General features: G+C 66.9%; 19 protein-coding genes and 1 pseudogene. 9 read left to right on the top strand and 11 right to left on the bottom strand.

What is annotated here, in order from left to right:
• From DK254_RS19940 to DK254_RS19915, 6 genes and pseudogenes are all read left to right on the top strand, one after another.
• Positions 1–389 (top strand): annotated as a pseudogene (locus DK254_RS19940) (electron transport complex subunit RsxC); the annotation flags it as partial.
• A gap of 3 nt (positions 390–392) precedes the next feature.
• Complete coding sequence (locus tag DK254_RS19935) at positions 393–1,430, top strand: RnfABCDGE type electron transport complex subunit D (RefSeq protein WP_109935157.1); 1,038 nt, start codon at positions 393–395, stop codon at positions 1,428–1,430.
• Position 1,431: 1 nt separating this feature from the next.
• Positions 1,432–2,076 (top strand): electron transport complex subunit RsxG, encoded by a 645-nt coding sequence (gene rsxG, locus DK254_RS19930; RefSeq protein WP_109935156.1) that lies wholly within the window; start codon positions 1,432–1,434, stop codon positions 2,074–2,076.
• Positions 2,069–2,776, top strand: a complete 708-nt coding sequence (locus tag DK254_RS19925; RefSeq protein WP_089394100.1) for an electron transport complex subunit E — start codon at positions 2,069–2,071, stop codon at positions 2,774–2,776. Before rsxG ends, DK254_RS19925 begins: the two co-directional genes overlap by 8 nt.
• Positions 2,773–3,411, top strand: a complete 639-nt coding sequence (gene nth, locus DK254_RS19920) for an endonuclease III (protein WP_089394101.1) — start codon at positions 2,773–2,775, stop codon at positions 3,409–3,411. The genes DK254_RS19925 and nth overlap by 4 nt, the downstream gene beginning before the upstream one ends.
• A 108-nt stretch (positions 3,412–3,519) precedes the next feature.
• Positions 3,520–3,699, top strand: a complete 180-nt coding sequence (locus tag DK254_RS19915; RefSeq protein WP_074976686.1) for a PA3496 family putative envelope integrity protein — start codon at positions 3,520–3,522, stop codon at positions 3,697–3,699.
• Between the two features lie 63 nt (positions 3,700–3,762).
• Here the strand turns inward: DK254_RS19915 and DK254_RS19910 are convergent, their stop codons facing one another.
• The 6 genes from DK254_RS19910 to DK254_RS19885 form a co-directional block, all read right to left on the bottom strand.
• Positions 3,763–4,137, bottom strand: a complete 375-nt coding sequence (locus tag DK254_RS19910; RefSeq protein ID WP_109935155.1) for a RidA family protein — start codon at positions 4,135–4,137, stop codon at positions 3,763–3,765.
• Complete coding sequence (locus tag DK254_RS19905; protein ID WP_109935154.1) at positions 4,134–4,901, bottom strand: DUF3726 domain-containing protein; 768 nt, start codon at positions 4,899–4,901, stop codon at positions 4,134–4,136. Before DK254_RS19905 ends, DK254_RS19910 begins: the two co-directional genes overlap by 4 nt.
• Position 4,902: 1 nt before the next feature.
• Complete coding sequence (locus DK254_RS19900; protein WP_109935153.1) at positions 4,903–6,588, bottom strand: hypothetical protein; 1,686 nt, start codon at positions 6,586–6,588, stop codon at positions 4,903–4,905.
• A 26-nt stretch (positions 6,589–6,614) separates the two neighbouring features.
• Positions 6,615–8,165, bottom strand: a complete 1,551-nt coding sequence (locus DK254_RS19895; RefSeq protein ID WP_109935152.1) for a BCCT family transporter — start codon at positions 8,163–8,165, stop codon at positions 6,615–6,617.
• Between the two features lie 231 nt (positions 8,166–8,396).
• Positions 8,397–9,383, bottom strand: coding sequence for a dipeptidase (locus DK254_RS19890; protein ID WP_109935151.1), 987 nt, complete (start codon positions 9,381–9,383; stop codon positions 8,397–8,399).
• 13 nt (positions 9,384–9,396) lie between these two features.
• Positions 9,397–10,839: an aldehyde dehydrogenase family protein gene (locus tag DK254_RS19885; RefSeq protein ID WP_109935150.1), complete on the bottom strand. Its 1,443-nt coding sequence runs from the start codon at positions 10,837–10,839 to the stop codon at positions 9,397–9,399.
• 90 nt (positions 10,840–10,929) lie between these two features.
• Here DK254_RS19885 and DK254_RS19880 point away from each other — a divergent pair, with 90 nt between their 5' ends.
• Entirely contained in the window at positions 10,930–11,811 is an 882-nt protein-coding gene (locus DK254_RS19880; RefSeq protein WP_109935149.1) for a LysR family transcriptional regulator, read from the top strand.
• A gap of 47 nt (positions 11,812–11,858) precedes the next feature.
• Here the strand turns inward: DK254_RS19880 and DK254_RS19875 are convergent, their stop codons facing one another.
• From DK254_RS19875 to DK254_RS19855, 5 genes are all read right to left on the bottom strand, one after another.
• Positions 11,859–12,866: an MBL fold metallo-hydrolase gene (locus tag DK254_RS19875; protein ID WP_109935148.1), complete on the bottom strand. Its 1,008-nt coding sequence runs from the start codon at positions 12,864–12,866 to the stop codon at positions 11,859–11,861.
• Positions 12,867–12,875: 9 nt separating this feature from the next.
• Entirely contained in the window at positions 12,876–13,802 is a 927-nt protein-coding gene (locus DK254_RS19870; RefSeq protein WP_158546427.1) for a transporter, read from the bottom strand.
• A gap of 507 nt (positions 13,803–14,309) precedes the next feature.
• On the bottom strand, positions 14,310–14,702 hold the full coding sequence (gene gloA / locus DK254_RS19865; protein WP_109935146.1) for a lactoylglutathione lyase: 393 nt from the start codon (positions 14,700–14,702) through the stop codon (positions 14,310–14,312).
• A 96-nt stretch (positions 14,703–14,798) separates the two neighbouring features.
• Complete coding sequence (locus tag DK254_RS19860; RefSeq protein ID WP_109935145.1) at positions 14,799–16,016, bottom strand: argininosuccinate synthase; 1,218 nt, start codon at positions 16,014–16,016, stop codon at positions 14,799–14,801.
• A gap of 117 nt (positions 16,017–16,133) precedes the next feature.
• Complete coding sequence (locus DK254_RS19855; RefSeq protein WP_109935144.1) at positions 16,134–17,144, bottom strand: OmpA family protein; 1,011 nt, start codon at positions 17,142–17,144, stop codon at positions 16,134–16,136.
• Positions 17,145–17,284: 140 nt separating this feature from the next.
• Here DK254_RS19855 and pyrC point away from each other — a divergent pair, with 140 nt between their 5' ends.
• Both pyrC and rnt read left to right on the top strand, forming a co-directional pair.
• Complete coding sequence (gene pyrC / locus DK254_RS19850; RefSeq protein WP_109935143.1) at positions 17,285–18,331, top strand: dihydroorotase; 1,047 nt, start codon at positions 17,285–17,287, stop codon at positions 18,329–18,331.
• Positions 18,328–19,002, top strand: coding sequence for a ribonuclease T (gene rnt / locus DK254_RS19845; protein ID WP_109935142.1), 675 nt, complete (start codon positions 18,328–18,330; stop codon positions 19,000–19,002). Before pyrC ends, rnt begins: the two co-directional genes overlap by 4 nt.
• Positions 19,003–19,042 lie beyond the last annotated feature (40 nt).

The raw sequence follows: 19,042 nt of genomic DNA, 5'->3' as shown, positions 1-19,042 counted from the left end.
CCGAACCCGCGTCGGCACCGGCCGGCGACGGCATGGCGCAACTGAAGAAGGCCAAGGTCGCCCTGGTCACCCGCCGCGCCGAACTGCGGAAAGCCGAGCAGGACGGCGCCGGCGAAGCGCAACTGGCCCTGCTGCGCGAAGCCCTGGCCGAAGCCGAGCGCCAGTTGCACGCCGCCGAGGACGCCAGCGGCAAGCCGGCGCCGGACCTGCAGCGTATCGACAAGCGCCCGGTGGACGCCGCCACCCGCGCCCTCAAGACCGAACTGGCCTACGCCCGCGCCGACCTCAAAAAGCTCGAACGCGAAGGCGCCGACGAAGCCCGCCTGGCCGCCGCGCGCGAGCGCCTGGCGGCGGCGCAAAGCGCGCTGGCCGCGCGCGATACGGAGTAGCCCATGGCCCTGCCGCGTTTTTCCTCGCCCCACGCCACCGGCGCCAACCGCACGCAGAAAGTCATGCTGCAGGTGCTCGCCGCGCTGGTGCCGGGCGCCCTGGCGCTGATCGCCCTGTACGGCGTCGGCCCCCTGTTCAACCTGCTCTGGTGCTCGGCCGTGGCCCTGGGTACCGAAGCGCTGATGCTGTACCTGCGCAAGCGCCCGCTGGCGGTCTTCCTCCAGGACGGCAGCGCGCTGGTCACCGCCGTGCTCCTGGCCCTGGCCCTGCCGCCCTACGCGCCCTGGTGGCTGAGCCTGCTGGCCACCGCCTTCGCCCTGGTGTTCGGCAAGCACCTGTACGGCGGCCTCGGGCAGAACCCGTTCAACCCGGCGATGCTCGGCTACGTGGTGGTGCTGGTGTCCTTCCCCCTGGAAATGACGCGCTGGCCCAGCCCCGACGCCGGCCCCGGGCTGGTCGACGGCCTGTCGCGCATCCTCGGTCTCGGCGCGCCGCCGCCGGATGCCTGGGCTGGCGCCACCGCGCTGGACGTGCTGAAGAACAACCACAGCCTGACCATCGACGAGCTGGTGACGCAGAGCACGGTCTTCGGCCATGTCGGCGGGCGCGGCGTGGAGCTGGTCAACCTGGCCTTCCTCGCCGGCGGCCTGTACCTGCTCTGGCGCAAGCTGTTCACCTGGCACGCGCCGCTGGGCATGCTCGGCGGCCTGTTCGTCATGAGCCTGCTGTTCTGGAACGGCTCGGGCTCGGATTCCCACGGCTCGCCGCTGTTCCACCTGTTCAGCGGGGCGGCCATGCTCGGCGCCTTCTTCATCGTCACCGACCCGGTCTCCGGCGCCACCAGCAACCGCGGGCGCCTGGTGTTCGGCCTGGGCGTGGGCATCATCACCTACGTGATCCGCGCCTGGGGCGGCTACCCCGACGGCGTGGCCTTCGCCGTGCTGCTGATGAACCTGGCGGCGCCGACCATCGACTACTACACCCGCCCGCGCACCTACGGGCACAAGAAGCCCAGGCGCGGCTTCAAGCTGGGGGAATGAGATGGCCGACAGCCGCCGCTCCATGCTGAAGAACGCCCTGCTGCTGGGGGCCTTCGCGGTGCTCTGCGTGGGCCTGGTGGCGGTGGTCCACCAGCTCACCCAGGCGCGCATCGAGCAGGCCCAGCGCGAGGCGCGCGGGCGCCTGCTGCTGGAGCTGCTGCCGCCGGGCAGCTACGACAACCACCCGCTGGACGCCCCCGTCGAGGTCTTCGAGCCCAAGCTGCTGGGCAAGCCGCAGCCGGCCCAGGCCTTCGTCGCCCGCCTGCAGGGCCGCGCCACCGGCGTCATACTTCCGGCCACGGCGCCGGACGGCTACAGCGGCGCCATCGAGCTGCTGGTGGGCGTCAGCGCCGAAGGCCGCCTGCTCGGCGTGCGGGTGGTGGCGCACAAGGAAACCCCGGGCCTGGGCGACAGGATCGAACTGGCCAAGAGCGACTGGCTGCACGGCTTCGACGGCCGCTCCCTGGCCGACCCCGGCGAGGCCGGCTGGAAAGTGAAGAAGGACGGCGGCCAGTTCGACCAGTTCGCCGGCGCCACCGTCACCCCGCGCGCCGTGGTCAAGGCCACGCACAAGGCGCTGCAGTACTTCGATGCGCACAAGGCCGATCTGCTGGCGCCGGCGGCCGGAGGCGAGGCACATGAATAGCTACCGCGAGATCGCCCGCCAGGGCCTTTGGCGGAACAACCCCGGCCTGGTCCAGCTGCTGGGCCTGTGCCCGCTGCTGGGCACCAGCAACTCCATGGTCAACGCCCTGGGCCTGGGGCTGGCGACCGTCTTCGTGCTGGCCTGCTCCAACGCCGCCATCTCGGCCACCCGCCGCTGGCTCAGCGAAGCCGTGCGGCTGCCGGTGTTCGTACTGATCATCGCCGCGCTGACCACCTGCATCGAGCTGCTGATGCAGGCCTGGACCTTCGAGCTGTACCAGATCCTCGGCATCTTCATCCCGCTGATCACCACCAACTGCGTGATCCTCGGCCGCGCCGAGGCCTTCGCCGCGCGCAACGGCATCGCCCGCTCGGCCTTCGACGGCCTGATGACCGGCGCCGGCTTCGCCCTGGTGCTGCTGGTGCTGGGCACCTTGCGCGAACTCATCGGCCACGGCACCCTGCTGGCCGACATGAACCTGCTGTTCGGCCCGGCCGCCGCCGGCTGGAAGCTGCAGATAGCCGACTACCAGGGCTTCCTGCTCGCCGTGCTGCCGCCCGGCGCCTTCCTGCTGCTGGGCCTGCTGATAGCCCTGAAGAACCGTATCGATGAAAGCCTGGCGGAACGCGCCAGGGCGCAGGCGGGCAACGTACCCGCCGCAGAGCGCCAGCGCGTCCGCGTGACCGGAGTGATCGAATGAATGCCGCCAAGCGCGCGGAGATTTTCCGCCGTCTGCAAGAAGACAACCCCGACCCCAAGACCGAACTGGCCTACGACTCGCCCTTCGAGTTGCTGATCGCGGTGATCCTGTCCGCCCAGGCCACCGACGTCGGGGTGAACAAGGCCACGGCCAGGCTCTACCCGGTGGCCAACACCCCGGAAGCCATCTACGCCCTGGGCGTGGACGGGCTGTCGGAGTACATCAAGACCATCGGCCTGTACAACAGCAAGGCGAAGAACGTCATCGAGACCTGCCGCATCCTCATCGAGAAGCACGGCAGCAAGGTCCCGGAGAACCGCGAGGACCTCGAGGCGCTGCCCGGCGTGGGGCGCAAGACCGCCAACGTGGTGCTCAACACCGCCTTCCGCCAGTTGGCCATGGCGGTGGACACGCACATCTTCCGCGTCGCCAACCGCACCAACATCGCGCCGGGCAAGAACGTCCTGGAAGTGGAGCGCAAGCTGCTCAAGTTCGTGCCCAGGGAATACCTGCTGGACGCCCACCACTGGCTGATCCTGCATGGCCGCTACGTCTGCAAGGCGCGCAAGCCGCAGTGCGGCAGCTGCCGGATCGAGGACCTGTGCGAGTACAAGCACAAGACTTCCGACGATTGAGTGCTATCGTCAAAAGCATCGCCGCTCATTGAAAAAATCTTTTTTACCGCCCCGAGCTTTGTCGCTATAAGGGGCGCCAAGCACACCCCGCACGCTGGAGTGATCGTTATGGCCGATAAAGAAGATCTCGAGCTCGAAGACGAAGTGAGCACCGACGATGCCGACGACAGCGTCGAAGCTGCCGCCGAAGTCGCCAAGACCAACCTGACCAAGCGCCGCATCATCGACAACTACCTCGAAGAGCGCCGCCTGCAGCGCCAGCTGTCGGACTACGACTTCGACCTCTGAGCCCCGCCCTGCATGAAAAAGCCCCGCACTTGACGGGGCTTCGTTTTTCTGGCGGGCGGGCCGTCACTCGACGCAGGCGTAGACCACCAGCTCGACCAGCATCTCCTCCCTGGCCAACCCGGCCACCACGACGGCGGCCCGGTTCGGGTAAGGCGCCTGGAAGTACTCGGCGTAGATGGCATTCACCGTTGCCAGGTAGCGGCGGTCGGTCACGTAGATCAGCACCTGGGTCACCGCCTCCAGACCGCAGCCCGCGGCTTGCAGGGTGTGCCGTAGGTTGTCCAGAGTCTGCCGCGCCTGGGCTTCAATGCCGCCCTCGACCACCTGCCCCCGCGCATCGATGGGAATCTGTGCGGTGTACAGTATGCCGTTGACCACCACCGCCCACTCCAGCGGTGCGGGCGAAGCGTACAGGTCGGTCTTGATCGCTCGTTTCATGCGCTTTTGCCATTCATCTGTTGAAGGATCGATTCGCTACCCTCGCCGGCGCCACGCAGCCGGGACGCTTCGGTGCTTTCCACCAGCACCCGCTCGCCCAGGCGCTTGAGGGTGTCCCAGACCTGCGGGTCGACTTCGATGCCCTCGCTCAATTGGCGTTCGGCCGTTTCCGCCAGATTGTCGGCATCCCGGTCGATCAGCAAGGCGCCCTCTGGCACCCGCTGGGACAGCTGGAAGTGTTGCGAGAGCAGGATATTCAGGCTCTGCTCGTCGTCCCGGCTACCTGCCGGCAGGCGGTAGACGCTCAGCCTCGGGCAGCCCTGCCCAGCGGCGAAGCTCACCACCGCTTCCTGGCGGGTGTCGCGCCAGTAGGCGCAGACATTCAGGCCGCGCCGAGCGCAGCCGGCGAGATGAGCGAGCAGCAGAATGCGGTTGTGGCAGCGGCGGATACGCACCGAGGCTGCGCCGCTGCGCATCGCCTTAGCCGCCCCCAGTTCGAGGACCAGCACGGCACTGCGCAGGACACTCTGGCCACCGGCGTCGAGCAGCACCTGGCCATTGTCTTCATAGCATAACTCGACCGGCCGCTGGGCATCGCTCTCCATGAACGACAGCCCCCTGGCCAGCGCTCCCAGGCCATCCAGACCATGCAACTGGGCCCAAGCGACCATCTGAGCTGCGTCCTCGCCATCGCCCGGGTCCAGCCCCAGCCCCTCGAACGCCTTGCGGCACAGCACCTGGACTTCGTTGAAAGCCACACGCATTTCACTGCCCTCCCAACGGCATCAAGGCGAAGTTCCAGTCATCGGCGAACGGTTGGCCGATGTCGCTGACCAGCGGCGCCCCCTGGAACAGGGTGATGCGTACCCAGCGGCTGGACTTCGGGTCGAACTTGCCCGCGCCGAAGAACGCCAGCTTGCAGCGCAACAGGTGGATCGGCAGCATCTGCCGGTCCAGCGGGTTGGTGCGAATCTCGCCATAGACGCTCTGCGCCATGCCTTGCAGGCGGCGGACGGTGCCCTTGTGCTGCGGCTGGGCGAGCAGGAAGTGCGCCACCCTGTGCCGCGGCTCGCGGCGCAGGTACTCGTCGAGCGCCTGGTGACAGCGCTGGATGTCGCGGGCCACGGCCAGGCGCATCTCCTTCTCGACGCCAGGCTCCTCCAGGCGCACGCCCAGGCGCGGCTCTTCCTTCTCCGCCGAGCGGTACCAGAAATAGTGGTTGGCCTCGGCGCTGTCGAAATCGTATTCCAGCGCCCAGGCATAGCGCTCCTCGATCAGCGTGAGCAAGCTGGCCAGCGGCATGTCCGCCTCCAACTGCAGGCCTTCGTCGACGCCCATCTGCCGCTCCAGCGGATCCACCAGCGATGGGTACAGCTCCAGCAACAGGCTCACAAGCAGCTCCTGGCAACCCAGCCCCGCATGGGCTTCGCTCCAGGCCAGCAGCCGCGGCCAGAGGTCCGCATCGGCCGGCTGCCGCGCCAGCCATTCACCCATGTGCAGCAGGTCGGCCAGGCTCTGGCGATTGGCCCGGGTCTGCCACGGGTCTTCTGTGTAGGTCTGTTCCAGGTGCAACGCCGCGCGCTCGACCAGCGCATTCAGGCGCGGCAGGGTCGCGCCATCGGCGGCGGTGGCCAATACGCGCCCCAGGGCGGTCTCGCGCGCCCAGACCCATTGCGCGATCAGTTGCGGATGGTTGATCAGGAAAGGCGCCATGCCCAGCCCGGTGGCATTGCCCACGCCCAGGTAGCGCTGCAGCTCCGGCGCCAGGCGCACAGCCTGCTGCGGCGAGCGGGCCCGGGCCATGTGCTCGATCTGCTCGATGCTGAAATGGCGCAGCAGGTAGACGGTGAACATCTGCGCGCTGAACGGTTGGTCGAAGTCCGGGTTGCCCTGCAGGCAGGCGAAGTCGGCGATGCCGAACTTGCCATTGCCGTATACCGCGGTGGTCCGGTAGAGGTAGCCGACCTCCGCCAGGTGCTGCGGGTCGGGCTGGCGCCCCTCGGCGAGCGCGCCGAGGAGGCGCTCGAAATTGCGCACGCTGCGGTTGGCGCGGGACAGCACCAGCACACGGGCATCGTTGCGCCCAGCCTCCTGCAGCGGGACATTGCGCCGCAACGCCTCCAGTTGCCCGGCCTCGACCTCGCCCTTGAGCAGCACGAAGCTGACGTCCCACTGGTCGGCGATCACCCGGTCGCTGCGCTTTTCCTCCGGCAGGTAGAGCGAGAAGAACACCCCGTGGTAACGCCCGTTGGGCGTGTCAATGCGGTAGATGGCAGTGCCGTAGCCTTCGCCGTCGAGGTCGAAACGCTGGCGCTCGATCCGCCAGCGCTCGTTCATCATCCGCCGCATGCAACTGCGCACGAAGCTCAGGCGGCACTGGAACTGGGCGCCCAGGCGCTCCAGTTGCATGACCTGGCTGGCCGGACGCAGGGTGGGGACGGTACTGCTCATGCTCGCGACTCCAGGAAAGCTCATGTTCATAGCCCTTGCTCCCGCGCCATCTGCCGGGCGATGCGCGGGGCATCCCAGAGCGACGGCAGCACCAGCAGCGACACCGGCAAGGCAGTGATCACGATGAACGATTGCAGGGCCGAGACGCCACCGGCCCCCATGGTGATCAGCACCGCGCCGACCAGGCCCATGCCCACCGCCCAGAACACTTTCAGCCAGGCCTGCGGCTCATGCCGGTCGCCGGTGATCGCCATGGCCACGGTGTAGGACATCGAGCCCGCGGTGGTCACCACCGAGAAGAAGCTGAGGAACAGGAACAGCGCGGAGATCAGCATCGGCATCGGCATGGCCTGGGCCACGCCCAGCAGCAGCGCCTCGGGTTGCGTCGAACTGCCCATCACCGAGCCGGGGGACGCCAGCTCCAGGCCGATACCGGTCCCGCCGACCAACGTGAACCAGAGCATGGTGATCAGCGGCGCGCCCAGCGACAACAGCATCACCAGGCTGCGGATGTGCCGGCCGCGGGACACCTTGGCGACGAAGATCGCCATCATCGGCGCGTAGCCGATGAACCAGCCCCAGTAGAACAGCGTCCACCAGTTCAGCCATTGCGCATCGTCGCGGTAGAAGGCGGTCTGGAAGAAGTTGCCGATGTGCATCCCCAGCGCCTGGGAGAAGGACTCGCTGAGGAACAGCGTCGGCCCGAAGAGGAACAGGAAGGCGGCCAGGCCCAGCATCAGCCAGACGTGGATCTTGCCGACGAAGCGCAGGCCCTCCAGGCCGGCCACGCAGGCGATGGTGAAGATCGCGGTGACGGCAAGGATCACCGAGGTCTGCACGACCAGCGTGTCCGGTACCTGCCAGACCGAGTGCAGCACGTAGGCGATCTGCAGCCCGAGGAAGCCGATCGGGCCGATGGTGCCGGCGGCCACCGCGATGATCGAGGCGGCGTCGGCCAGGGTGGCGATCGGGCCTTTCAGCGCACGCTGGCCGAGCAGCGGGTAGAGCAGCGTACGCGGCGCCAGGGGCAGCCCCTTATCGTAGTGCAGGTGCATCAGCACCACGCTGAGCAGACTGCCCAGGGTCGCCCAGGCTAGGAAGCCCCAGTGCAGATAGGACTGCGCCAGCGCAGCCAGGCCAGCGGCATGGGTCCTGGCCTCCACCGCGAAGTACGGCGGCGGGCTGGCGAAGTGCATCAGCGGCTCGGCGGCGGCCCAGAAGGCGCCGCCCCCGGCCAGCAGGGCGCACATGATGACCACGACCCAGGAGAAGGTGCTCAGTTCCGGCCGCGCATCCGCACCGCCGAGGCGTACCAGCCCCAGGCGCGAGAAACCCAGCCACAGGCTGACCAGGAAAACCGCCACGGTGAGTGCCTGCCAATACAGGCCGAAACTGCGGGTAGCCCAGGCGAACGCCGCATTCACCACGCTGGTCAGCGCCGGCAGGTTGGCCAGGGCCACGACCAGGAACAGCAGGAAAAAGCCACCGCTGATGATGAACAGCGGCCAGTCGATGTCGCGGATGGCCGCGCGATTGGGCGGGGAATCCGCCGTGGTTTGCAGAGCAGGGAGTTCCATAACGCCTCCTGAAGGCACCAGGCCTTGGTGGTCCGCCGCGGCACAGAGGGCGCCGGCGGACGAATGAGCGACGATGGGTCGAAGTGCTGCCGTTACCGGATCAAGTCGGCGGAACACGGCCATCGGGCAGTGGGGGCAGGAGCGTCGGGATCAGGCTAGGTCCATCGGTACGGCGGATGGACGAGGCACCATTGTTGTTGTTCATGCAGGCCTCTCGATATCCAGTGGTGTTCAGGGTTGGAGGGTGGTGGAGGACTCCAGCAGGCGCAGCCAGTTGAGTCCCATGATGTCGTGCACATCGGTTTCGGCGAAGCCGCGCTGGCGCAGGCCGCGGGCGATCACCGGGAAATCCCGGCTGTCGCGGAACCAGCCCAGCGGCTCGGGCCAGTGAGCGTTGTCCGCCGAGCCTTCGCCGTAGTCCTTGTCCTTGCTCCAGCGGCCGTTGCGCATCCATTCCAGTACCTGCAGGGGTTGCTGCTGGCACAGGTCGGAGCCGATCCCGATGCGTTGCACGCCCATCAGGTCGGCGGTCCGCGCGACCATGTCGCAGAAGTCCTCCAGCGAGCAGTTGGAGGCATCCCTGAGGTGGAACGGGTAGGTGCTGAAACCGAGCAGGCCGCCGGACTCGGCTATCGCCTGCAGGACGCGGTCGGACTTGTTGCGCCGGGCCGGGTGGAAGCTGCTGGGGTTGGCGTGGGAGATGATCACCGGCCGGCTGGACAGCTCGATCGCTTCCAGGGTGCTGCGCTCTGCGCTGTGGGACATGTCGATGAGCATGCCGACGCGGTTCATCTCGGCGATCACCTGCCGGCCGAAGCGGCTGATGCCGTTGTCCTCGCTCTCGTAGCAGCCGCTGGCGAGCAGGCTCTGGTTGTTGTACGTCAGTTGCATGATGAACACCCCGAGCTGGCGGAAGACCTCCACCAGGTCGATGTCGTCCTCGATCGGCGAGCAGTTCTGCAGGCCGAAGAACACCCCGACACGCCCTTCCTGGTGGGCCAGGCGGATGTCCGAGGCCTGGCGTACCGGACGGATCAACTCCGGCCAGGCCTCGAAGCGACGATTCCACTCGCCGAGGCGCGAGAGGGTTTCCCGGGCGTTCTCGTGGTAGGCGATGGTGGCATGCACCGCGCTCAGGCCACCTTCGCGCATCTGGCGGAAGATCGCTTCGCTCCAGTTGGAGTACTGCAGGCCGTCGATCATCAACATCTCGTGCATCTCGACCTCCGGCTCAGGGCCGCACATAGGTGGTTTTGACCTGGGTGTAGAAATCGCGGGCGTACTGCCCCTGCTCGCGCGGTCCGAAACTGGAGGCCTTGCGACCGCCGAAAGGCACGTGGTAATCGGTGCCGGCGGTGGGCAGGTTGACCATCACGCAGCCGCAGCGGGCGCGGCGCTTGAAGTCGCTGGCATGGCGCAGGGACTGGGTGACGATGCCGGCGGTGAGGCCATAGTCAGTGTCGTTCAGCGTGGCCAGCGCCTCTTCGTAATCAGCCACGCGGATCACGCAGGCGATGGGGCCGAAGATTTCCTCGCGGTTGATGCGCATGGCGTTGTCGCCGTCGACGAACAGCGCCGGACGCATGAAGTAGCCCAGGGTGGCCAGCGCCAGGCGTTCGCCGCCCTCGACCAGGCGCGCCCCCTCTTCCTGGCCCAGGCGCAGGTATTCGAGGTTCTGCTCCAGTTGCCGCGCCTCGGCCACCGGGCCGATCTGCACGCCCGCCTCCAGGGCATGGCCGACCCTCAGCTCGCGCATGCGTGCGACCAGGGCGGCGACGAAGCGGTCATGGATGCCTGCGCAAACGATCAGCCGCGAAGAGGCCGTGCACTTCTGCCCGGTGCCGAAGAAAGCCCCGTTGAGGGCACACTCCACGGCCAGCTCCAGATCGGCATCGTCGAGCACCACCAGGGCGTTCTTGCTGCCCATCTCCAGTTGGCAGCGCACCAGGTTGCCGGCGGTGGAGGCCGCCACCCGGCGGCCGGTCTGCAGCGAGCCGGTGAAGGTCAGGGCATCGATGTCGCGGCTATTGACCAGGCTGTCGCCGACCGTGGCGCCGCTGCCCATCAGCAGGTTGAAGGTGCCGGCGGGCAGGCCCTGGCGGCTGATCACCTCGGCCAGCGACCAGGCGCTGGCCGGCACCAGGTTGGCCGGCTTGAACAGTACCGCGTTGCCGAACGCCAGGGCCGGCGCGATCTTCCAGGCGGCGGTGGCCATGGGGAAGTTCCACGGGGTGACGACCCCGACCACGCCGACCGGTTCACGGCGCACTTCGATCTCGATGCCCGGGCGTACCGAGTCGGCGGTCTCGCCCATTTGCCGAAGCACTTCGGCGGCGTAGTAATGGAAGAATTGGCCGGAGCGGTATACCTCGCCGATGCCTTCGGCGAGCGGCTTGCCTTCTTCGCGGGACAGTTGGCGGCCCAACTCGTCCTTGCGTGCGATCAGCTCATCGCCGATGGCCTGCAGCACCCGCTGGCGCTGCTCCAGGCCGGTGGCCGCCCACTCTGGCTGAGCCCGGCGGGCCACGGCGATAGCCTGGGCCACCTGCCCCGCGCCGGCCTGGGCGTATTGCCCGATGACGTCACTGGTGTCCGACGGGTTCAGGTTGGCGATGGCGCCTTCGCCCTCGCACCAGGCGCCGTCGATGTAGTTCTGCTGAATGTGCTGTGCCATGAAGACCTCCCATTGCGTGGTGCCATCTTGGAGGTTTTCTGGTAGATATAAAAATTAATTAAAATTCATTTTCGATAAGAAAATCTTTGCATGCTGCCCGAACTGAAAATCATCCAACTGCGCTATTTCGTCATGGTCGTCGACCTGCAGGGCTTCCATGCCGCCGCGCGCCAGGCACACCGCACGCAACCGGCGGTATCGCTGGCGATCCGCGAGCTCGAGCAGAAACTCGGCCAGGCGCTGTTCGAAAAAGGCGGACGCGCTGAACTGACCCCGTTCGGCCAGCACTGCCTGCCCCTGTTCCGCGCGCTGCTCGAGCAGCACGACCGCATCGCCCGCGAGCTACAGTTGCTGGCCCGCCATGAGATCGGCCAGGTGAGCATTGCCACCGTGCCCTCGGTGGCCAGCCGGATCCTGCCGAAACTGCTGGCCGACTTCGTGCGCCGCTACCCCAAGCTGCACATCAGCATCCAGGACGCCAACGCCGATACCGTGCAGAGCCTGGTCGCCCAGGGCCAGGTGGACTTCGGCATCAGCAGCCTGTGGAGCGAAGACGAAACGCTGGCATTCACCCCGCTGTGGCAGGACCGCATCGGCGTGGTCTGCCGCCATGACCACCCACTGGCACAGGACCCCCGGCCGCTGCACTGGTCGCGCCTGGAAAACCTGCCGCTGGTGCGCAACGGTACCTCGCGCCTGCTCGACGGCACGCCGGCGCAAAGCCTGCTGGCGAACAGCCCGCTGTTCGTGTCGAACATGATCTCGCTGATCGCGATGCTCGAGGAAGGCATCGGCGTCACCACCCTGCCCCTGCTGGCATTCCCCGCGGACAACCGGCAACTGGCCTTCGTACCGCTGGCCGAACCCCACATCGAAAGGCAGATCGGCATCGTTCGCCGCGCCGGCCGCAGCCTGTCGGCGGCGGCCGAACAGTTGCTCAGGCATATCGTCGAAGGCGGCACGCGCACCTGAAGGAGCGGCTCATCCATCGGCTACGCGAAGAGGCATGACGACGCAGCTCATTGGAAGACCATATTGTCATCGGCCAGCGCGACACGCCCTCCATACAGCGCCTGCAAGCGAGACAGCAGGTCGCTGCGCGCCTCCCCGTGCGTCAGCACGTGGGTGCCGATCAGCAGCCCGGGCTTCACCTTGGCCATCAGCGCCGCCAACTGCGTTTCCGTGGTATGGGCATCGAGCATGTAGTCGCGCCACTCCCCGGGAAGCTTCCCGGTGCCCGCCGAACTCATGACTTCGCTGATGACGATGTCGCTGCCCGCCAGCTTCTCCTCCAGTGCCGGGGTCAAGCGGTATGAATAGTCGCCGGTGATGGCGATCACCAGGTCCGGGGTTTCCACCTTGTACCCGTATGTCCTGTCGGAGCTCCAGCTGCCATGGACGACCTGGAAGGCGGAAACGCGAACGTTCTCGTCGGCGAAGACCAGGCCAGGGGCCGAGAACTCCCGGGTTTCCACGGTGATGCCTGCCTTGTTCCTCGTCCTGGCCGAAGCCAGGCGATAGTCTATCCACGCCTTGTTCCCCTCCAGCACGCCACGCACCAGCGCCTCCGTGCCCGGTGGGCCATGGACCCTGGCCGGTCCCTGGCGGCCGTATATCCAGAAGCGCAGGAGAAACGCCGGCACATCGAGGACATGGTCGCTGTCCAGGTGCGTCAGGAACAGCTTGTCCATGTAGCCGGCGCCCGGGTACCCGGTGGGCATCTTCCACGCGGGGAAGACCTTGCCGTCCGCATACCTGGACAGGTTGTTCATGCTGCCATGCCCGGCATCGAACACGTAGACCTGGTCCCTCACCACGATCGCGATCGATTGCCCGGCCTTGTTCGGCTCGAGGATGGGGCTGCCGGTTCCCAGGAAGACGATGCGCGTCTGGTAGTCCCTGCCCGTGCCCATGAGCCGGCCCAGGTCGACACTGCGGTAGAGGGGAGCCTCGTCCCGGGACGCGGCGATGCCCGGCGAACCGAGGCAACAGAGCGACAGCAACAACAGGATCAGCTTGTTGTTCATACCCCCTCCTCAGAAACCCTTGTGGATATTGGCGATCACCCGGGTACCCTGGCCCCGGTTCCTGGCGTCGAACTCCTCGTACCAGGCCACCCCGAAGCCCAGCCGTGCCTGGCGATGGAAATAGGAGAAGGCCGGCCCGAGCGCGGAGACGGACTCCTTCGAGCGGCCGACCCTGCGCCCGTCGATGCGATCGTCGCGCAACTGTTCCAGCCCGTAGCCCGCCAGGCCCAGCCTGAGGCGCTCCGATACCAGGTAGCCGCTCGACAGGCTCAGGTTCATGGCCGCACCGGGCTGGACACTCCGGGCCCGGCCGCCGACGGGGTCGTCGTTGCGCTCGCTCCAGACATACCCGAGGTTGAAGCTGTGGCTCCAGCGCCCACTGAAGTAGGTGCCGGCGAACATGGGGTTCAGGTAGAGGTAGTTGCTCCCGACATTGACCTGCTGCCCGGCGTCATAGGCGCCGGTCGGCAAGGTCAGCGCCAGGATCGACTGCAGGGTGAGCCGCCCGGAGCCGAGCGGCATGTCGCGCCAGGTCAGCTTCACCGGCCGCAGGGTGATGTCCCCGACACCGGCGTCGCGCCCCCTGGCCCCGCCCTCGACATCGATGTCCGAGTGGATGACGGGCAGCCTGACCGTGAAACCGTATTCGGCGCCAAACACCTTCTGCGAGGTATTGAGCGCATATTGAAAAATGCTGGTGCTTATTCGGTTGTTCTTTTCCCCGGGTGTTTCCTCTCCGTAGCCGTCCTTTATGTTTTCAACCGAATAGAAGTTCTGCTGAAACATCAGGTGGTGCCCCGGCCTCGCCAGGCCCTCGGCGAAGAAACCGCCGCCTAGATTGACCGGCGGCAGCTTCACCGGATCGACGTTCCTTGCCAGAACCGGCTGTTGCAACAGGTAGCCCACGACACCCAAGGCAAAAAGTGGCGCCTTCATTTCCATTCCTTTTCTTGTTCTTCGTCGCCCTCGGCCAAACCCTCTGCGCAACCGCAATCGTCATGTCGACGAACGTCGCAAAGAAGGCTCGAAATCCGCAATGGCTATTCGATAGAGCGCCATTGGCAGCGCTCCCCCGGCTCCTCCCTGAGCAAGGCTCTGATTCAGCTACTTCCCCCATGAAACAATGTTTCCCCGGGGAAATAGCAGAAGACATGCCAGCTCATTGGGCTCGGCAGGAAATCCGTGTTTCAGGCATTAAACCTTTGGAATCAGCCAGTTGAATGAAAAACTCGCCGAGTGCCGATACGCCGGCCAAGGTTCGACGTTTCAATGCTGAACAGGGGGATGAACCGACGTGCGAGGTGGGGCGGCCATGCCCAGGTCCCTACCGATGCCTGGTTCATTCGGTAACACCGCGGCGGGCATGAAAAAGCCGCCTGGCCGAAGGGGCCAGGCGGCTCGAACTTGGTGTCGGAGGCCGGCTGCTCGCCTCCAGGGGTAACCTCAGTCCTTGCGCTGCGGCGACAGCAGCTCGACCTTGTAGCCGTCCGGGTCCTCGACGAAGGCCAGGATGCTGGTGCCATGCTTCATCGGGCCCGGCTCGCGGGTGATCTTGCCGCCGCGGGAGCGGATGTCCTCGCAGGCCTTGTAGACGTCGTCCACTTCCAGGGCGATGTGGCCGTAGCCGGTGCCCAGCTCGTACTTGTCCACGCCCCAGTTGTAGGTCAGTTCGATGACGCTGTTCTCGTCCTCGGCGCCGTAGCCGACGAAGGCCAGGGTGAACTGGCCGTCCGGGTAGTCCTTGCGGCGCAGCAGGGTCATGCCCAGGACTTCGGTGTAGAAGGCGATGGACTTGTCCATATCGCCGACGCGCAGCATGGTATGCAGCAGTCTCATGGGGTGCGTACTCCTCAATCAGGCCCTGTTCCGGGCTTCCAAAACACGAACCCCGGCTCGTGGCCGGGGTTCGTCTGGCTCAGGGGTGCAAGCTTATCAGAACAGCTTGCGGCCCTTGTTCGCGGCGATGCGCATGCGCAGCGCGTTGAGCTTGATGAAGCCTGCGGCGTCGGCCTGGTTGTAGGCGCCGCCGTCTTCCTCGAAGGTCGCGATGTTGGCGTCGAACAGCGAGTCGTCGGACTTGCGGCCGACCACGATGACGTTGCCCTTGTACAGCTTCAGGCGCACCACGCCGTTCACGTACTCCTGGGAGGCGTCGATCATCTGCTGCAGCATCTCGCGCTCCGGGCTCCACCAGTAGCCGGTGTAGATCAGCTTGGCGTAGCGCGGCATCAGCTCGTCCTTCAGGTGGGCGACTTCGCGGTCCAGGGTGATCGACTCGATGGCGCGGTGGGCCTTGAGCATGATGGTGCCGCCGGGGGTCTCGTAGCAGCCGCGGGACTTCATGCCGACATAGCGGTTCTCGACGATGTCGAGGCGGCCGATGCCGTTGATGCCGCCGATGCGGTTCAGCTCGGTCAGCACCTGCGCCGGGGTCATTTCCTTGCCGTCGATGGCGACGATGTCGCCCTTGCGGTAGGTCAGCTCGATGTAGGTCGGGGTGTCGGGGGCCTTCTCCGGGGAGGTGGTCCACTTCCACATGTCTTCTTCGTGCTCGGTCCAGGTGTCCTCCAGCACGCCGCCCTCATAGGAGATGTGCAGCAGGTTGGCGTCCATGGAGTACGGCGACTTCTTCTTGCCGTGGCGCTCGATCGGGATCTCGTGCTTCTCGGCGTAGTCCATCAGCTTCTCGCGGGACAGCAGGTCCCACTCGCGCCAGGGGGCGATGACCTTGACGCCCGGCTTGAGCGCATAGGCGCCCAGCTCGAAACGCACCTGGTCGTTGCCCTTGCCGGTGGCGCCATGGGAGATGGCGTCGGCGCCGGTCTCGTTGGCGATCTCGATCAGGCGCTTGGCGATCAGCGGGCGCGCGATGGAGGTACCCAGCAGGTACTCGCCTTCGTAGACGGTGTTGGCACGGAACATCGGGAAGACGAAATCGCGGACGAACTCTTCGCGCAGGTCATCGATGTAGATTTCCTTGACGCCCATGGCTCGCGCCTTGGCACGGGCCGGCTCGACCTCTTCGCCCTGGCCGAGATCGGCAGTGAAGGTCACCACTTCGCAGTTATAAGTATCCTGCAGCCACTTCAGAATCACCGAGGTATCCAGGCCACCGGAATACGCCAGGACTACCTTCTTCACGTCCGCCATGCCATCACTCCACGGGGGGTTGTCACGAAAACCCCCGATTCTACTGCCGCGCTTTGGGAAATTACAGAGGCGCGACAGCTTTTGACGACAAAGCGACAGATTCTATCGAGGGTGCGACTAGGCGCCGCGGGCGCTCGGCTGGCCCAGCGGCGCCGAGGCCGGGGCGTTGCCAGCCGGTGCCTTGGCCTGAGGCGCGGCGGGCGCCGGGGCCTCGGGCGGCGTGGTGCCGGGCTGCGCCGCATTGGGCGTGGCGGTGGGTGCCGGCGGGGTTTCCGGCAGCGCCTCGCGGGACAGGTGCAGGGTCACCCGGCGGTTGCGCGCGCGGTTGGCCTCGGAGTTGTTCTTCACCAGCGGGTAGCGCTCGCCGTAGAAGCGCACGGTGACCTGCTCCTCGGGCACGCCGTGGGCCTTCAGGTACTCCATCACCGCCAGCGCACGGCGCCGCGAGATGTCGCGGTTGCTCAGGCGGTTGCCGCTGTTGTCGGAATGCCCGTCCAGCTCGATGCGGTTCACCGTCGGGTCGGCCTTGAGGTATTGCAGGACGATGTCCAGCTTGGCCCGGGCCACGACGTCCAGGGCGTCGCCGCCGCCGGGGAAGCCGACCTGGGCCTGGCGCACCTGGTCGAAGTTCACCGGCAGCATCTTCGTCGAGCAGTCCTGCAGCTGCGCGTAACCATCGGCGAAACGCGCCGCCAGCAGGCGTACCCGCAGGTCCTGGCCACCCGCCGCCCGCAGGCGCACCTCGGGGCTGCGCCCTTCCAGCACACCGTCGAGCAGGCGCCCGGCCTGCTGCTGGCTGCTGGTGAAGGACACCTCGCCGGCGACCAGGGCCACCGGGCCCAGGTCGATGTCGACCTGGGTCGGCCGCCACGGCGGCGCCGCCGCCAGGAGCGTCGCCGAACCGCTGCCGGCCCAGTTGCGCTGCGGCTTGAGGCGGAAGGTCGGCTGCTCGCCGGCGCGCCAGACGAACTCGCCGACGCCGAAGCCATCCACCTGTTGCGACAGGCGGCATTCGAACTGATCGCCCGCCGCCGTCCAGCGCGCGTTCTCCAGGCGCGTCTGGAAGGTCAGCCCCCAGGCCGGCACGCTGGCGCACAGGCCGAGCAGGAGAAGGTAGGAATGGCGCACGGATGGCTCCGGGTAATGCTGGAAAGTACCCAGGAGATATCGGACAGGGCCGGTAAAACTTGATAGCGAGTGCCGGCGACGGGCTTTTCCGGTAGCATTTCCCTACTTAACTCCGCTGCAAATCGTCCTCTGGTATCCCCATGTCCGACCGCCTGACCCTGCTGCGCCCCGACGACTGGCACATCCACCTGCGCGACGGCGCCGCCCTCGCCCAGACCGTCGGCGATGCCGCGCGCACCTTCGGCCGCGCCATCGTCATGCCCAACCTGGTGCCCCCGGTGCGCAACGCCGGCGAAGCCGACGCCTACCGCCAGCGCATCCTCGCCGCGCGCCCGGCCGGCAGCCGCTTCGAACCGCTGATGGTGCTCTACCTCACCGACCGCACCAGCCCCGAGGACGTGCGCAACGCCAAGGCCAGCGGCTTCGTCCACGCCGCCAAGCTGTACCCGGCCGGCGCCACCACCAACTCCGATTCCGGCGTGACCAGCATCGACAACATCTTCCACGTGCTCGAAGCCATGGCCGAGGTCGGCCTGCCGCTGCTGGTGCACGGCGAGGTGACCCGCGCCGAGGTGGACGTGTTCGACCGCGAGAAGCGCTTCATCGACGAGCACCTGGCCCGCGTGGTCGAGCGCTTCCCCACCCTCAAGGTGGTCTTCGAGCACATCACCACCGGCGACGCCGCGCAGTTCGTCCTGGCCGCCCCGGCCAACGTCGGCGCCACCATCACCGCCCACCACCTGCTGTACAACCGCAACCACATGCTGGTCGGCGGCATCCGCCCGCACTTCTATTGCCTGCCGATCCTCAAGCGCAACGTGCACCAGGAAGCCCTGCTCGACGCCGCGACCAGCGGCAGCCCGAAGTTCTTCCTCGGCACCGACTCGGCGCCCCACGCCCGCCACGCCAAGGAAGCGGCCTGCGGCTGCGCCGGCTGCTACACCGCCTACGCCGCCATCGAGCTGTACGCCGAGGCCTTCGAGCAGCGCAACGCCCTGGACAGGCTGGAAGCCTTCGCCAGCTTCCATGGCCCGGACTTCTACGGCCTGCCGCGCAACGCCGACAGCATCACCCTGGTCCGCGAGGAATGGCAGGCGCCCGCCAGCCTGCCCTTCGGCGACCACGAGGTGGTGCCCCTGCGCGCCGGCGAAAAACTGCGCTGGCGCCTGCTGGAGGCCGGCGCATGAGTGAAGAGCACTACGAAGAAGAATTCGACGGCAACTTCCCCCCCGGCCCGCGCCACCCCATGGCCCGCCGCTTCCGCGGCTACCTGCCGGTGGTGGTGGACGTCGAGACCGGCGGCTTCAACTGCGCCACCGACGCCCTGCTGGAAATCGCCGCGGTGACCATCGGCATGGACGAGAACGGCTACCTGTTCCCGGAACATACCCACTTCTTCCGCGTCGAGCCCTTCGAAGGCGCCAACATCGAGGCGGCGGCCCTGGAGTTCACCGGCATCAAGCTCGACCACCCGCTGCGCATGGCGGTGGCCGAGGAGCAGGCACTCACCGAGATCTTCCGTGGCGTGCGCAAGTCGCTGAAGGCCAACGGCTGCAAGCGGGCGATCCTGGTCGGCCACAACAGCAGCTTCGACCTCGGCTTCCTCAACGCCGCGGTGAACCGCACCGGCCTCAAGCGCAACCCGTTCCACCCGTTCTCCAGCTTCGACACCGCCACCCTCGCCGGCCTGGCCTACGGCCAGACGGTGCTGGCCAAGGCCTGCCAGGCCGCCGGCATGGAGTTCGACAACCGCGAGGCGCACTCGGCGCGCTACGACACCGAGAAGACCGCCGAGCTGTTCTGCGGGATCGTCAACCGGTGGAAGGAATGTGGTGGGTGGATGGAGGATGAGGACTGATTTTGGTCCTTGAGCCACTGCCATGAAAAAGCCCCGCCGA

Origin of the sequence: Pseudomonas sp. RW407, assembly GCF_003176655.1 — a bacterium.
Taxonomy (GTDB): Bacteria; Pseudomonadota; Gammaproteobacteria; order Pseudomonadales; family Pseudomonadaceae; genus Pseudomonas; species Pseudomonas delhiensis.
The sequence above is the reverse complement of the archived record's forward strand: the minus strand, read 5'-3'. Positions and strand labels throughout refer to the sequence as shown.

Excerpts from the sequence above, each read along its gene's own strand:
- DK254_RS19935 (WP_109935157.1), top strand. The coding sequence starts at position 393 with ATGGCCCTGCCGCGTTTTTCCTCGCCCCACGCCACCGGCGCCAACCGC.
- rsxG (WP_109935156.1), top strand. The coding sequence starts at position 1,432 with ATGGCCGACAGCCGCCGCTCCATGCTGAAGAACGCCCTGCTGCTGGGG.
- DK254_RS19925 (WP_089394100.1), top strand. The coding sequence starts at position 2,069 with ATGAATAGCTACCGCGAGATCGCCCGCCAGGGCCTTTGGCGGAACAAC.
- nth (WP_089394101.1), top strand. The coding sequence starts at position 2,773 with ATGAATGCCGCCAAGCGCGCGGAGATTTTCCGCCGTCTGCAAGAAGAC.
- DK254_RS19915 (WP_074976686.1), top strand. The coding sequence starts at position 3,520 with ATGGCCGATAAAGAAGATCTCGAGCTCGAAGACGAAGTGAGCACCGAC.
- DK254_RS19910 (WP_109935155.1), bottom strand. The coding sequence starts at position 4,137 with ATGAAACGAGCGATCAAGACCGACCTGTACGCTTCGCCCGCACCGCTG.
- DK254_RS19905 (WP_109935154.1), bottom strand. The coding sequence starts at position 4,901 with ATGCGTGTGGCTTTCAACGAAGTCCAGGTGCTGTGCCGCAAGGCGTTC.
- DK254_RS19900 (WP_109935153.1), bottom strand. The coding sequence starts at position 6,588 with ATGAGCAGTACCGTCCCCACCCTGCGTCCGGCCAGCCAGGTCATGCAA.
- DK254_RS19895 (WP_109935152.1), bottom strand. The coding sequence starts at position 8,165 with ATGGAACTCCCTGCTCTGCAAACCACGGCGGATTCCCCGCCCAATCGC.
- DK254_RS19890 (WP_109935151.1), bottom strand. The coding sequence starts at position 9,383 with ATGCACGAGATGTTGATGATCGACGGCCTGCAGTACTCCAACTGGAGC.
- DK254_RS19885 (WP_109935150.1), bottom strand. The coding sequence starts at position 10,839 with ATGGCACAGCACATTCAGCAGAACTACATCGACGGCGCCTGGTGCGAG.
- DK254_RS19880 (WP_109935149.1), top strand. The coding sequence starts at position 10,930 with ATGCTGCCCGAACTGAAAATCATCCAACTGCGCTATTTCGTCATGGTC.
- DK254_RS19875 (WP_109935148.1), bottom strand. The coding sequence starts at position 12,866 with ATGAACAACAAGCTGATCCTGTTGTTGCTGTCGCTCTGTTGCCTCGGT.
- DK254_RS19870 (WP_158546427.1), bottom strand. The coding sequence starts at position 13,802 with ATGAAGGCGCCACTTTTTGCCTTGGGTGTCGTGGGCTACCTGTTGCAA.
- gloA (WP_109935146.1), bottom strand. The coding sequence starts at position 14,702 with ATGAGACTGCTGCATACCATGCTGCGCGTCGGCGATATGGACAAGTCC.
- DK254_RS19860 (WP_109935145.1), bottom strand. The coding sequence starts at position 16,016 with ATGGCGGACGTGAAGAAGGTAGTCCTGGCGTATTCCGGTGGCCTGGAT.
- pyrC (WP_109935143.1), top strand. The coding sequence starts at position 17,285 with ATGTCCGACCGCCTGACCCTGCTGCGCCCCGACGACTGGCACATCCAC.
- rnt (WP_109935142.1), top strand. The coding sequence starts at position 18,328 with ATGAGTGAAGAGCACTACGAAGAAGAATTCGACGGCAACTTCCCCCCC.